Raw genomic sequence first — 13,909 nt, 5'->3', positions numbered from 1 at the left:
GTCTTGGGCATTCCCCCACTGCCGGCCCGCTTCCTCGAAGGAGAACGTCATGAGCATTAAATCCCGCCGCGCTTACGCTTCCCTGCCTAAGGTCCGCAAGATTTTGCGCGAGTTGCCCGACGAGCTGACCAAGGCGCTCAAGACGACCTTTGCCGAGGGCGCCGAGGAAATGGCCCAACAGGCGACGGCGAACGTGGTTGAGGCTGGCCTGATCGACAGCGGGGAACTGGTCCGATCCATGAAGGCAAAGACCAGCCGCGACGGCCTGACCGCGAAGGTCGGCATTGTCGGGCAACGCGACAACAAATTGGTCTGGTACGGGCACTTTCATGAGTTTGGGACGCGCGGATGCCCAGAGAAAAACATCCCGCCCCTGCCAGCCCAACACTTCCTCGACGACGACGACGACGACGACGACGACGACGCGCGCGCGNGNGNGNGACGGATCGACGCGGTGGTGGACCTGATCACCGATATCGCGGCCCAAACCAACCTGCTCGCCCTCAACGCCACCATTGAAGCGGCCCGAGCCGGGGATGCTGGCAAAGGCTTTGCCGTGGTGGCCGGGGAAGTCAAGCAACTGGCCATGCAAACGGCCCGCGCCACCGACGAAATCCGCCGCCAGATTCAAGATGTCCAAACGGCAACCCGCGATTCGGTCGAGTCCATGGGCTCGGTCGGCTCGGTAATCCGCGAAGTGGACGACATCTCGGCCTCGATTGCCGCCGCAGTGGAGGAACAAGGCGCAGCGACCCGGGAAATCGCCCGCAGTGTCGAACAGACCGCCCAAGATACCAAGGCTGTCACGGCCGCCATTGAAGAGGTCCGCCGGGCCGCCGAGGATACCGACGAAGGGGCCCGTGACATTCAAGACGCCTCCAATCGCCTCTCGGACCAGACCGCCACCTTGCGGATGAAGGTAACGGATTTCCTGCGCCAAGTCCGAGGCGGCCCCGCAGAGACCCCCGAGGCCGAACCGGCGACCTTGCTGAATTGGGAAGACGCCCTCGCCTTTGGCATCCCCAAGGTTGATGAAGATCACAAACACATCATGGGCTTGACCAACACCTTGTATCAGCGGATGAAGAGAGGCGAGGAACTCCAGCGCTTGGACGAGGCCTTCCAGGATCTGGAAGCCTACACACGGCGCCATTTCGTCAACGAGGAAGAGATCATGGCGCGCGCCGACTACCCGGAGATGCGGGCTCACTGCACCGCGCACGAGCGCTTCATCACCCGGTTGCAGGCGCTGTACGCCGACTTCCGGGCCGGTCGTCCTGAAGCCGGGGTCGATCTGCTCGCCTTCCTCGGCAAGTGGTGGCTTGACCATATCCGGGGAGCGGACAAGACCCTGGCTTTGTACGTCCGGCATCAAAGGCGTGCAGCCTGATCTCTCACCCCGGCCGGGGGAAAGAATGCCCCCACTCAAATACCCTATAAGGAATGAGGGGTCTGGGGAGGCCGAGCCTCCCCAGACTTTTTCTTAAGCAGAACCCCGGACGAGCCACGGCATCCGGCACAATAACCCGAACGGGAGTGGGAAACCATGGATCAGGATGTTTTGGCCCTTGATCTTGAGGCCTTGCAGAATTTGGTGGGCCTCAGCCGAAACGATCTTGCGGTCCTCCCGGAATTTCTTCGGGCCGTATGCCCGGTGTTGCCGGAGATCGTGGACAGCGTGTGTCGCGAGCGGGACAGGCCCCCTCCCCTGCCCGGCTTTCCCGCCCGCGCCCCCGACGTGGCCAGCCTGACGCAAAGGGAAAGTGCCCACTGGCTGGCCCTGCTGGGCTCCCCCCTCGACCAAGGCACGGTGACGCGAGCCTGGGCGCGCAGCGCGTCTGACCTTGTGGAAACGTTGAGTCTTTCAGCCCGGACCCTGGAGCGTTTCACCACGTTTGTCCTGTCGGGAGGGGCACGGCGCCGGCCTTTGCTCGCCGCCGTCCAGAAAGTCGTTCTTCTCGACATGATTCTTGCGGTTGTCCTGCACCAGAAGGAGGGGACCCTGCGGGCGGGAGAAGAGGCGGCGCCTGACGAGACGATCGACAACTTGCGCCACATCGCCAAAATGGCCGAGGTGGTGAACGATGCGATGATCCAGTTGGCGGATCTCAATCGAGAATCACGCGACATCCGCCAAGCCAGCCAGACCGTAGCGTCGGCCGCCGAGGAACTGGCGGCATCGGTGCACGAGATCGCTTCCAGCAGCGAGAACACCGCCTCTGACGCCCGCAGCTTGGAAGAGGCGGTCAGCCGGGGCCGAGCTAGCGCCGAGGAGGCGGTGACGCGGATGGAGAGGATCAACGAAACGGTCCTCGCCACGGCGGGCAAGGTCGCGGATCTGCGCAACGCCAGCGAGAAGATCGGCGAGATCCTGGTCTCGATCAATGCCATTGCCAAGCAAACCAACCTGCTCGCCCTGAATGCCACCATTGAGGCAGCCCGGGCCGGCGAGCAGGGCAAGGGCTTTGCCGTGGTGGCCAGCGAGGTGAAAAACTTGGCGACCCAGACCGGGCGAGCCACCGACGACATCCGCACCCGGATCGAGGCCCTGCGGGCCGACATGGCAACCATCGTCGCGGTCATGGAAGAAAGCCGTGACGCGGTGGCCCAGGGCAGCGAGGCCATCGCCCGCACGGGTGACGAGATGCGGGTGGCCTCGGATCGGGTGGCCGACGTCACCCGCCGCACCGACGACATCAGCGGCATCCTGGCCCAGCAAACCGAAGCAACCCGGGAGATCAGCGCCGGCATCAACCAGATTGCCGAACGCTCGCATCATTCGGGAACCCTGATGAGCGCTATCACCGGCTCCATTGGCCAAGCCAACGATGTGGCCTTGGAGCGGGTCAACCACTGGATGCGCGACGACTCGCCCCTGTATATGCTGGAGACGGCGAAGGTTGACCATATTCTGTTTCGCAAGAATGTGATCGACATGGTGGTGGGAGCCAAGCCCCTGCCCCCCTCCTTGCCCGATCATCACGGCTGCCGCTTCGGTCGCTGGTTCGACAGCCAGACTGATCCCCGCCTGACGGGGCATCCGCGCTGGCAGGCCATCATCCCCCCCCACAAGCGGGTCCATGCCCTGGCCCATGACGCCTTGGAAGCGTGTCGTCAGGGGCGGCAGGGGGAGGCCTATGGGTGCTTGCGTCAGTTGCACGACGAAAGCAAGGTGATCATCGCGGCGTTGGAGGACTTGGCTGGGAGTTATGAGCAGCGGCTTTTGGAAAGATAAGGGAAGGCTGGGGAAGCGCGGCCTCCCCAGACCCCTCGATCTTTATGGGATCAGCAGGGGTTTCAGGTAGCGCCCGGTATGGCTGGCCGGGCAGGCGGCGACCGCCTCGGGAGTTCCCTGGGCGACCAGGGAGCCGCCGCCACCACCGCCTTCGGGGCCCAGGTCGAGAAGATAATCGGCGGTCTTGATGACCTCGAGGTTATGCTCGATGACCAAGACGGTGTTGCCCTGATCAACCAGGGCTTGCAGTACTTCCAGCAGCTTACGGACATCCTCGAAGTGCAAGCCGGTGGTGGGTTCGTCGAGAATGTAGAGCGTGCGTCCGGTAGCGCGGCGCGAGAGTTCTTTGGACAATTTGACGCGCTGGGCCTCGCCCCCCGACAAGGTGGTGGCTTGCTGGCCCAGGTGGATGTAGGATAGCCCGACTTGCGCGAGAAGTTCCATTTTATCGCGCACCGAGGGCACGACCTGAAAGAACTCGGCCGCCTCCTCCACGGTCATGTCCAGCACATCGGCAATGGATTTGCCCTTGAAGGTAACTTCCAGGGTTTCGCGATTGTAGCGCTTGCCCTTGCAGACATCGCAGGTCACGTAGACGTCGGGGAGAAAGTGCATCTCGATTTTGATCAATCCGTCGCCCTGGCACGCCTCGCAGCGCCCTCCCTTGACGTTGAAGGAGAAGCGGCCCGGCTTGTAGCCCCGGGCCTTGGCCTCGGGCAGACCGGCGAACCAGTCGCGGATGGGGGTAAAGGCCCCGGTATAGGTCGCGGGATTGGAGCGCGGGGTGCGACCGATGGGGGACTGGTCGATGTCGATGATCTTATCGAGGTGCTCCAGCCCCTCCAGGGCGTCGTGGGCACCGGGCAGGTCGCGGGCGCCGTTGAGAGCGCGGGCCAGGGCCTTGTAGAGCGTTTCGATGACCAAGGTGGACTTCCCCCCGCGGAGACCCCGGTCACGCAGGTGAAGGTGCCCAGCGGGATCGAGGCATCCAGGCCCTTGAGGTTGTTGGCGCGGGCACCGCGCACCGTCAGCCACTGCCCGTTGCCCGGGCGGCGGGTGGTAGGCACGGCGATGCGCCGCGCTCCGGTCAGGTATTGCCCGGTTAGGCTGTGCGGCTGGGCCATGACCTCAGCCGGGGTCCCCGCAGCGACGACGTTGCCGCCATGGACGCCGGCCCCGGGCCCCCATATCGACCAGATAATCGGCGGCGCGGATGGCGTCCTCGTCGTGCTCGACGACGATGACGGTGTTGCCGAGGTCGCGCAGCCGCCGCAGCGTGTCGAGGAGACGGTCGTTGTCGCGCTGGTGCAGACCGATGGAGGGTTCGTCGAGGACATAGAGCACGCCGGTCAGGCCGGAGCCGATCTGGCTCGCCAGACGGATGCGCTGGCTTTCCCCGCCCGAGAGGGTGCCCGAGCCGCGGGCCAGGGTCAGGTAGTCGAGGCCCACATCGCCCAAGAAGCCCAGGCGGTCGTTGATCTCGCGCAAGATGCGTCGGGCGATCTCGCGCTGCTTGTCGCCCAGGCGCTCGTCGAGGCCGGCGAACCAGGCGCGGGCTTCGGCGATGGACAGTTCGGAGATTTCGCCAATGTGGCGGCCCTGGATTTTAACCGCGAGGGCGGCCGGTTTCAGGCGATAGCCGCCGCAGGCCTCGCAGGGCGCGCCGGACTGGTAACGGGACAGCTCCTCGCGCACGCCGACACTCTCGGTATCGCGCCAGCGCCGCTGAATGTTGGGAATCACCCCCTCGAACGGCTTGGTGGTGCGGTAGGCCCGAGTCCCGTCCTCGAAGGCCAGGGGCACGATTTCGCTGCCCGAGCCATGGAGCACGACATGGCGCACCGCCTCGGGCAAGTCGCGCCACGGGGTCTCCATGGCGCAGCCATAGTGGGCCACCACGCTGGCCAGGGCCTGGGCGTAATAGGGCGAGGGGGGGCTGTGGTTGGACCAAGGCGCGATGGCGCCGCCCTGGAGGGAGAGGCTGGGGTCGGGAACCACCAAGGCGGGATCGAAGTAGAGGGTCACGCCGAGGCCGTCGCAGGTGGGGCAGGCGCCAAACGGGCTGTTAAAGGAGAACAGACGCGGCTCGATCTCGTCGATGGTAAAGCCGCTGACCGGGCAGGCGAAGCGGGTGGAGAAGGTGTGCCGCTCGCCCGTGGTCGCATTCTCGGCCAGGACGAGTCCGTCGGAGTCGCCAACGTTCAAGGCGGTTTCCAGCGAGTCGGCGAGACGCCCTTCCACCCCAGAACGAATCACAAGGCGATCAACAACCACCTCGATATCGTGCTTAAGTTTCTTGTTGAGGGGGGGGACATCGCCCAACTCGTACACCGTGCCATCCACCTTGACCCGGCTGAAGCCGCGCCGCCCCAACTCAGCCAATTCTTTCCGAAACTCACCTTTGCGGCCGCGGGCAACGGGGGTCAAAAGATAAAGACGGGTCTCTTCTGGAAGAGTCATGAGTCGATCGACCATCTGACTGACGGTCTGGCTTTCGATGGGCAGTCCTGTGGCCGGGGAATGGGGAACCCCCACGCGGGCCCAAAGAAGACGCATGTAATCGTGGATCTCGGTCACGGTTCCCACGGTGGAGCGAGGGTTCCGGCTGGTTGTTTTTTGTTCAATGGAGATGGCGGGAGAAAGACCGTCGATGGCATCGACATCGGGCTTTTGCATGAGTTCAAGAAACTGCCGAGCGTAGGCCGACAGTGACTCGACGTAGCGCCGCTGACCCTCGGCATAAATGGTATCGAAAGCCAAGCTGGACTTTCCCGATCCCGAGAGGCCGGTCATGACGACCAGCTTGTCGCGAGGCAGGGTGACGCTAATGTTTTTGAGGTTGTGCTCCCGTGCGCCGCGCACGTGGATTTCCTGAGAACTCATGGGGCCCTCACAGACGGATGCGGCCCGGCGGGGCCCTGCCATGGTGATAAAGTGTTTTCGCGCCGATGGGAATTCCGATGTTCGCGATTTTCCCCCAGGGGCGGGAGGGCGGGCCTGAGGGCAAGATGGTGCCGTGATAACGCCGACTTACGAAACTTTATTTCCTGGCGCGCGCATTTTTGCGGTTTCCCCCTCCCAGGAACACGCTTCCTAAGGCCAATTTCTGGCCGAAAAATCGCGCCCGGCGATGGAACTGATGCTGAAACCCTGTGCATACAAGGAATTGCGCGCAACGGTGATCCTGTTGTAACACGCTTGATCGGCGCCTCGTGTTGTTCGCCTCAGGATGACCCGGCGAAGAGGCCGAGGGCGCGGCGAGATCGAACAACGGCGAGGTCCTGAGGGATCCGTCAAGGCACACGACCAAAACAAATAAGGGGGCGGGGTGGCCTATTTTCTACAACAGCTGATCAACGGGCTGACGCTCGGAGCGATCTATGGCCTGATTGCCATCGGTTATACGATGGTTTACGGCATTATTGGTATGATTAACTTCGCCCACGGCGAAATATACATGATCGGCGCATTTTTGACGATCATCACGTATCTGGTTCTCGGGGGGATGGACATGGCGTCCGTTCCCCTTGGCCTGATGGCCATGCTGGTGATTTCCATGGTATTCACGGCGGCCTATGGCTGGACGGTGGAGCGCATCGCGTACCGCCCCCTGCGTGGGTCGTTCCGACTGGCGCCGTTGATTTCAGCCATCGGCATGTCGATTGCCTTGCAAAACTACGTCCAGATCACGCAAGGCGCGCGGGTGAAGCCGATTCAGCCGGTGATTCAAGGCGGGTTCGAGGTGTTTTCCCAAAATGGTTTTGCGGTCAAGATCACCTTCTTGCAAGTCGTGATCTGGGTGTTGACCGTGGGCCTGATGATGGGCTTCACCTACCTCATCACCAACACCTCGCTGGGCCGTCAGCAACGCGCCTGTGAGCAAGACCGCAAGATGGCCGCCCTAGTGGGGGTGAACGTGGATCGGACGATTTCCCTGACCTTCGTCATGGGGGCGATCTTGGCGGCGGTCGCGGGGATGATCACCACCTTGTACTACGGGGTGATCGATTTCTACGTCGGCTTCCTCGCGGGCATGAAGGCCTTCACGGCGGCGGTTCTGGGCGGCATTGGCTCGCTGCCCGGCGCGATGATGGGCGGCTTGTTGATCGGCTTGATCGAGGCCTTCTGGAGCGCCTACTTTACGATTGAATACAAGGATGTGGCGACATTCGGCATTCTTGTGCTCGTGTTGATTTTCAAGCCGACGGGCTTCCTCGGCAAACCGGAAGTGGAGAAGGTATGATGCCTCCCCAAGTCACCTCCTCCGGCGGACCGTCGGCCCTGACGCCGGGCGCTCTTCTCAAGGAAGTGGGCCTGACCGCCCTTCTCGCCGCCTTCTTGTTCATCCCCTTCGTAGGCTTGGTGGCCGACAACCAAAGTGGCGCCTTGCACATCACCCAGCGCTGGGAGGTGTGGGCAATGGCGGTGGGGGTGGTCGCCGTGGGTCGCCTTGTGCTGATGGTGTGGCGCGAGCATCCCTCGCGACGCAACGCGACCTCGGGCCTGACCACCTTGATGCGTCCGGCAGGCCACTTCCTGCGCAAGAACATGACCTCGATCGCGCTGATTGCCCTGGTGGCCGCGATCGCCTTTCCCTTGAGCCCGTTTGGCAATCGCTATTCGGTCGATGTGGCCACCACCTGGATGATTTACATCATGCTGGGCTGGGGCTTGAACATCGTGGTGGGGCTTGCGGGTCTTCTCGACCTCGGCTATGTGGCCTTTTATGCGGTGGGCGCGTATTCGTATGCGCTGCTTTCAACCCAGTTTGACTGGTCGTTCTGGGTCTGCCTGCCCTTGGCCGGTGTTTTTGCCGCGTTCTTTGGCATTGTCCTGGGCTTTCCGGTGCTGCGTCTGCGCGGCGATTACCTGGCAATCGTGACCTTGGGATTTGGTGAGATCATCCGGGTAATTTTGCTCAACTGGGGCGAAGTGACGGAAGGGCCCAAGGGGATCAGCGGCGTTCCGCGGCCGACCTTTTTCGGCTTCGACTTTGCCCGCACCGCGCCCGATGGCGGCATGACCTTCCATCAGTTGCTAGGGATTGAGTACTCCCCCCTGCACCGGGTTATTTTCCTGTTTTACCTCATCTTGGCCCTGGCGGTTTTGACCAACCTGTTCACCCAGCGCATTCGGCGCCTGCCGGTGGGCCGCGCCTGGGAAGCCCTGCGCGAGGACGAAATTGCCTGCCGCTCGCTCGGCATCAACCCGACCAACGTCAAGCTCTCGGCCTTTGCCTTGGGCGCCATGTTTGGCGGCTTTGCCGGGTCGTTCTTCGCCACGCGCCAAGGCTTCGTGAGCCCGGAAAGCTTCACGTTCATGGAAAGCGCGGTGATCTTGGCCATTGTGGTTTTGGGAGGCATGGGCTCGCAGGTGGGCGTGGTGATCGCGGCGTTCTTCCTGGTGGTTTTGCCGGAAATTTTCCGCGAGTTTGAACAATACCGCATGCTCTTCTTCGGCGTGGCCATGGTGGTTGTCATGGTGTGGCGTCCGGGAGGGCTGTTGTCCTACCGTGACCCCACGATTTTGATGGGCGCCCGGCCCACTCCCGCCCCCGCAGACGCAAGAGGCCGAGCATGACGGCACCCCAATCCCGGACGTCAGGCACCCCCCGTCCGGTGCTCCTGAACGTCGAACACCTGAGCATGCGTTTTGGCGGCCTGATCGCCGTGGACGATTTGTCCTTTGCCGCCCGGGCGGGCGAGATCACCTCGATCATCGGGCCCAACGGTGCGGGCAAGACGACGGTGTTCAACTGTCTGACCGGCTTTTACAAGCCAACGGTAGGCCGCCTGACCCTGGAGCACCCGCGCAAGAACAAGCGGTTTTACCTGGAGCGCATGGAGGGCTTCCGGGTCGCCCAGCAGGCGGACATTGGCCGCACCTTCCAGAACATCCGTCTGTTTGGCCGCATGTCGGTTCTAGAAAACCTGATTGTGGCCCAGCACAATGTGTTGATGCGCGCCTCGGTCTTTTCGCTGGCTGGCCTTTTGGGACTGCCCATTTACCGCAAGGCGGAGCGCGCGGCCCGGGACCGGGCGCGGTATTGGCTGGATCGGGTGGGCCTGACCGAGCGGGCCGACTGGGAGGCGCAAAACCTGCCCTATGGCGACCAACGCCGCTTGGAAATTGCCCGGGCCATGTGTATCCAGCCGGTCCTTCTTTGTCTTGATGAGCCGGCGGCGGGTCTCAACCCCAAGGAATCCCTCGATCTCAACACGCTGTTGCTGGCGATTCGCGACGAACACGGCATCGGCCTGTTGCTCATCGAGCATGACATGAGCGTGGTCATGGGCATTTCCGACCACATTGTGGTGCTGGACCATGGTCGCAAGATCGCCGAAGGGGATCCGCGCACGGTGCGCGAGGATCCGGCGGTGATCAAAGCCTATTTGGGTGAAGCGGAAGAGGAGGAGCTTCCCGCCGAGGTCGCCCAGGATCTGGGCGCCACGTCTTCGCGCAAGGGGGCCAACCATGCCTGACACCCACACCGACACGCTGCCCATCCTGAGTGTTCAGGACGTGCACACCAACTACGGCAAGATCGAAGCGCTGCGTGGCGTGAGTCTGGACGTGGCCGCCGGGGAAATCGTGACCCTGATCGGCTCCAATGGAGCGGGCAAGACCACCTTGCTCAACACCATTTGCGGCGAACCACGGGCCCGCGCCGGCAAGGTGATCTTCGACGGCCAGGACATCACCACCTTGGCCACCGACAAGATCGTGCGCCTGGGCGTTGCCCACTCGCCGGAAGGTCGGCGCATTTTTGGCCGCATGACGGTGTATGAAAACCTCCAGATGGGGGCCCTCACCGCGCCGCGCGAACACTTCGAGGATGACCTGCGCCGGGTGTTTGCCCTGTTCCCCCGCCTGGAGGAACGGCGCGAGCAGCGCGGCGGCACCTTGTCGGGCGGCGAGCAGCAGATGCTGGCCATGGGCCGGGCCCTGATGAGCCGCCCCCGGGTCCTGTTGCTCGACGAACCGTCCCTGGGCTTGGCCCCCTTGGTGGTGCGCCAGATTTTCACGGCAATTCGCGAGATTAACGAGGCCCAGGGCATGACGGTGTTCCTGGTCGAGCAGAACGCCTTCCACGCCCTGCGGCTGGCGCACCGGGCGTATGTGCTGGTCAACGGGCAGGTGACCTTGAGCGGCAGGCGGGGCCGAGCTTTTGGCCAATCCCGAGATTCGCGCGGCGTATCTGGAAGGGGGACACGGATCATGACCAGCCTTCTGGGGTCTCAGCCCCTGGTTTTTCTCCTGTTCACCGTGGGGTTGGTGGGCTGGTGTGCGTTCATGACGGGGCAGGCTCTGGCCACGACGTGGCGCCCGGCATGGCATGCCCTGCCCTACGGGGTTCTGATGGGCGTGGCGGATCGTTTTTTTGCCTATGCCCTGTTTAAGAGCGACCTGTTGTCACCGACAGGCTTGGTGATCGACGCAACTTTGCTTACTGTGATCATTTTGATCGCTTATCGCGTGACACAGGTTCATAAAATGGTCTCGCAGTATCCTTGGCTTTATGAACGCACTGGCCTGTTTGGCTGGCGTGAGAAGGCCTCCGGCGGCTGAGGGATCGGGAGTGCTCCCTGCCCTTCCAGGGACCGGGGATAAAGAAGACACAGGTTATCGACACAACACTGGTTAACGACACAAGAGGAGAGTGGTTCACATGCGTGGATTCAAGACCGGACTTCTTGCTGCCGCCGCGACCGTGATTCTGGGCACCGGGGTGGCCCAGGCTGATATTACCATTGCCGTGGCCGGCCCCATGACCGGCCAGAACGCCTCCTTCGGCGAGCAGATGTCCAAGGGCGCCGCCATGGCCGTCAAGGACATCAACGCCAAGGGCGGCCTGATGGGCCAGAAGCTGGTGCTGAAGGTGGGCGATGACGCCTGCGACCCGAAGCAGGCGGTGGCTGTGGCCAACCAGTTCGCCAACGAAGGGGTGGTGTTCGTGGTCGGCCACTTCTGCTCCGGCTCGTCGATCCCCGCCTCGGCGGTGTACAACGAGGAAGGGATCTTGCAGATCTCCCCGGCCTCGACCAACCCCAAGCTGACTGAACAAGGCTTTGGCGTGGTGTTCCGCACCTGTGGTCGTGACGATCAGCAAGGCGTGATCGCCGCCGACTACATCAAGGACCACTACGCCGACAAGAAGATCGCCATTTTGCATGACAAGTCGGCTTATGGCGAAGGTCTGGCCAAGGAAACCCAGGCCGCTCTGAACGCCGCCAACATCAAGGAAGTGATGTTCGACGCCATCACCGTGGGCGAGAAGGACTACTCGGCCCTGGTGACCAAGATGAAGAACGAGGGCGTCCAGATCGTTTACCTCGGCGGCTACTACACCGAGGCCGGTCTGATCGTGCGTCAGGCCAAGGACCAGGGCCTGAACATTGTTCTGATGTCGGGCGACGCCACCGTGGCCTCCGAGTTCGGCTCGATCGCCGGCCCGGCGGGCGATGGCACCTTGTTCACCTTCTCGCCCGATCCGCGCAAGAGCCCTGAGGCGGCCCCGGTCGTGAAGGCCTTCGAGGGTGAAGGCTACAACCCTGAGGGTTATACCCTGTACACCTACGGCTCGATCCAGGCCTGGGCCCAGGCCGCCACGACCGCCAACAGCACCAAGGCGGCTGACGTGGCCAAGGCCCTGCACGCCGGCCAGTTCGAGACCGTTCTGGGCAAGATCGGCTTCGATGCCAAGGGTGACGTGTCGGCACCGGGCTATGTCGTGTACCAGTGGATGGGTGGCAAGTACGACTACGTGAACAACTAAGAAACTCTGTCAGCGGATCGAAAGGCCGGGGTCCCCGCCCCGGCCTTTTTCTTTTTCGTCAGGGCAAAGGGACGCCTGGGAAGGTGCAACCTCCCCACAGCCCCAGGTCACGCTTGCGCCGCACCAGCAGGCGGGGCACAGTACCTGCGTTACGACATTGATATGAGGATGAGCATGGCCGGTTCGGTCAACAAAGTCATTCTGATCGGTCATCTGGGCAAGGACCCGGAATCCCGTACATTCCAGAATGGCAACAAAGTCACACAGCTGCGTCTGGCCACGTCGGAGACCTGGAAAGATCGCACGACCGGCGAGAAGCGGGAAAAAACCGAGTGGCACGCCGTTTCCATCTTCGGTCCCCCCGCCGATATTGCCGAGCGCTACCTTAAAAAGGGATCGCGGGTGTACGTCTGCGGCTCCTTGCAGACCCGCAAATGGCAAGACCAGAGTGGTCAGGACCGGTACACGACCGAGGTGGTGGTCCAGGGCTTTGGCAGCGAAATTGTGTTGCTGGATCGGGCCCCAGGCGGCGGTGGTGAGGGCGGCGGCGACCATGGCGGCGGCTATGGTGGCGGAGGCGGCTACGGCGGCGGCGGTCGCGACAAAACCCCGCCGTCTTCGGGCGGCGGTCAGGGATGGGATCGCAGCCCGGGGCCGGCCGGAGGGCCTGGGGACTTGGACGATGATATTCCGTTCTGAGTAAATCCGCCGGGAGGGAAAGAGGCCCGGGGGGGAGAAGAAAGGCTGGGGAGGCGAGGGCCTCCCCAGACCCCTCGGAAATTTTTTGGTGTGGCAGGAGACCGGCATGTTTTCCCTCTCGCTCGGGCCCGTTTTAGCGCTCGTTTCCGCGGCGTTGTTCGGCGCCAGCACACCCTTTGCCAAAGCGCTGTTAGCGGGGGTGGATCCCTGGCTGCTGGCGGGGATTTTGTATCTTGGCTCGGGAGTGGGGCTCGGTCTGCTGTCCCTGGCGCGGCGGCGTCGGGGGCCTCTTCCCGATCGGGCGGACCTGCCCTGGCTGGGCGGGGCGATTCTGGCCGGGGGCGTGGTGGCCCCAGTGCTGCTGTTACTGGGTCTTCAGGGCTTGGCGGGCAGTACGGCGTCGTTGCTCCTTAATGCTGAAGTCGTTTTGACGGCTTTGATCGCTTGGGGGTTATTTCGCGAAAACGCGGGGCGACGGGTCATGGTGGGCTTGGGAGCCATTGTGGCCGGCGCGGTCATTTTGTCCTGGCCTGGGGCCTCCGAGTCCGGCCCGGACGGGACACCATGGGCTGTCCTTGCCCTTTTGGGGGCCTGCCTGGGCTGGGCCATCGACAACAACCTGACGCGCAAGGTCTCCCTGAACGATCCCCTGGTCCTCGCGGGCCTCAAGGGGGGGGCGGCAGGCCTGACCAACGTAGTGCTGGCCCTGGGGGTGGGACACGCCGCCCTCCCGTCCCCGAGTCTGGTGGCGGCGGGGGCTGGGCTGGGCTTTTTGGGCTATGGACTGAGCCTGGTGGCGTTCGTCGTGGCGCTGCGCTTGTTGGGCACGGCCCGAACCGGCGCTTATTTTGCAACGGCCCCGTTTATTGGCGCCCTGATGTCGGTCCTTGTCCTGGGAGAGCCTCTTTCCGGGCCCTTGCTGGTGGCGGCGGGGTTGATGGGCTGGGGCGTTTGGCTGCACTTGACCGAGCAGCACACCCACGCCCACGACCACCCGGCCCTAACCCACGTCCACACCCACGACCACGCCAACGACCCTGATGGCCACCATCGGCATGAGCACCCGCCGGGGAATGAGGGACTCCCCCACTGTCACCCGCACACCCACCCCGCCCTGTCCCATCGCCACGCGCACGTCCCGGACGCACACCATCGCCATGCCCATTAAAGGGAGGAGCGCGGCCTCTCGCCCCTTCGCA

At 63.3% G+C, this 13,909-nt stretch carries 9 protein-coding genes and 2 pseudogenes; 10 read left to right on the top strand and 1 reads right to left on the bottom strand.

Annotated features, from left to right (window positions below; genetic code table 11):
• Positions 1-49: 49 nt before the first annotated feature.
• Together RSPPHO_RS21600 and RSPPHO_RS15845 are read left to right on the top strand one after the other, a co-directional pair.
• Positions 50-1,390 (top strand): bacteriohemerythrin, encoded by a 1,341-nt coding sequence (locus RSPPHO_RS21600; protein WP_051013947.1) that lies wholly within the window; start codon positions 50-52, stop codon positions 1,388-1,390.
• Between the two features lie 156 nt (positions 1,391-1,546).
• Entirely contained in the window at positions 1,547-3,235 is a 1,689-nt protein-coding gene (locus RSPPHO_RS15845) for a globin-coupled sensor protein (protein ID WP_014416220.1), read from the top strand.
• A 42-nt stretch (positions 3,236-3,277) separates the two neighbouring features.
• Here the strand turns inward: RSPPHO_RS15845 and uvrA are convergent.
• A pseudogene (gene uvrA / locus RSPPHO_RS15840) lies at positions 3,278-6,118 on the bottom strand (excinuclease ABC subunit UvrA).
• Positions 6,119-6,563: 445 nt separating this feature from the next.
• Here uvrA and RSPPHO_RS15835 point away from each other — a divergent pair.
• From RSPPHO_RS15835 to RSPPHO_RS15800, 8 genes and pseudogenes are all read left to right on the top strand, one after another.
• Positions 6,564-7,478, top strand: coding sequence for an ABC transporter permease subunit (locus tag RSPPHO_RS15835; protein WP_014416217.1), 915 nt, complete (start codon positions 6,564-6,566; stop codon positions 7,476-7,478).
• Entirely contained in the window at positions 7,475-8,815 is a 1,341-nt protein-coding gene (gene livM, locus RSPPHO_RS15830; protein ID WP_014416216.1) for a high-affinity branched-chain amino acid ABC transporter permease LivM, read from the top strand. Before RSPPHO_RS15835 ends, livM begins: the two co-directional genes overlap by 4 nt.
• Positions 8,812-9,717 carry an ABC transporter ATP-binding protein gene (locus RSPPHO_RS15825; protein WP_014416215.1) on the top strand — a complete coding sequence of 302 codons (906 nt, stop codon included), beginning with the start codon at positions 8,812-8,814 and terminating at the stop codon, positions 9,715-9,717. Before livM ends, RSPPHO_RS15825 begins: the two co-directional genes overlap by 4 nt.
• Positions 9,710-10,457, top strand: a pseudogene (locus RSPPHO_RS20615) (ABC transporter ATP-binding protein). Before RSPPHO_RS15825 ends, RSPPHO_RS20615 begins: the two are co-directional and overlap by 8 nt.
• Positions 10,454-10,804, top strand: coding sequence for a DUF6867 family protein (locus RSPPHO_RS20610; protein WP_041795956.1), 351 nt, complete (start codon positions 10,454-10,456; stop codon positions 10,802-10,804). Before RSPPHO_RS20615 ends, RSPPHO_RS20610 begins: the two are co-directional and overlap by 4 nt.
• A 100-nt stretch (positions 10,805-10,904) precedes the next feature.
• Positions 10,905-12,011 carry a branched-chain amino acid ABC transporter substrate-binding protein gene (locus RSPPHO_RS15810; protein ID WP_041795947.1) on the top strand — a complete coding sequence of 369 codons (1,107 nt, stop codon included), beginning with the start codon at positions 10,905-10,907 and terminating at the stop codon, positions 12,009-12,011.
• A gap of 174 nt (positions 12,012-12,185) precedes the next feature.
• Positions 12,186-12,710: a single-stranded DNA-binding protein gene (ssb, locus tag RSPPHO_RS15805; protein ID WP_041795945.1), complete on the top strand. Its 525-nt coding sequence runs from the start codon at positions 12,186-12,188 to the stop codon at positions 12,708-12,710.
• A gap of 106 nt (positions 12,711-12,816) precedes the next feature.
• Positions 12,817-13,878, top strand: a complete 1,062-nt coding sequence (locus tag RSPPHO_RS15800) for a DMT family transporter (RefSeq protein ID WP_041795943.1) — start codon at positions 12,817-12,819, stop codon at positions 13,876-13,878.
• The last annotated feature ends 31 nt before the right edge of the window (positions 13,879-13,909 follow it).

Source organism: Pararhodospirillum photometricum DSM 122 (assembly GCF_000284415.1).
GTDB classification, from domain to species: Bacteria; Pseudomonadota; Alphaproteobacteria; order Rhodospirillales; family Rhodospirillaceae; genus Pararhodospirillum; species Pararhodospirillum photometricum.
Note: the sequence above shows the minus strand (reverse complement) of the source record. Positions and strands in the feature narration are given on the sequence as shown.

Bases quoted from the DNA above. Each gene is read 5' to 3' on its own strand.
- ssb (WP_041795945.1), top strand. From the start codon at position 12,186: ATGGCCGGTTCGGTCAACAAAGTCATTCTGATCGGTCATCTGGGCAAG.
- RSPPHO_RS15845 (WP_014416220.1), top strand. From the start codon at position 1,547: ATGGATCAGGATGTTTTGGCCCTTGATCTTGAGGCCTTGCAGAATTTG.
- RSPPHO_RS15810 (WP_041795947.1), top strand. From the start codon at position 10,905: ATGCGTGGATTCAAGACCGGACTTCTTGCTGCCGCCGCGACCGTGATT.
- RSPPHO_RS15825 (WP_014416215.1), top strand. From the start codon at position 8,812: ATGACGGCACCCCAATCCCGGACGTCAGGCACCCCCCGTCCGGTGCTC.
- RSPPHO_RS15800 (WP_041795943.1), top strand. From the start codon at position 12,817: ATGTTTTCCCTCTCGCTCGGGCCCGTTTTAGCGCTCGTTTCCGCGGCG.
- livM (WP_014416216.1), top strand. From the start codon at position 7,475: ATGATGCCTCCCCAAGTCACCTCCTCCGGCGGACCGTCGGCCCTGACG.
- RSPPHO_RS20610 (WP_041795956.1), top strand. From the start codon at position 10,454: ATGACCAGCCTTCTGGGGTCTCAGCCCCTGGTTTTTCTCCTGTTCACC.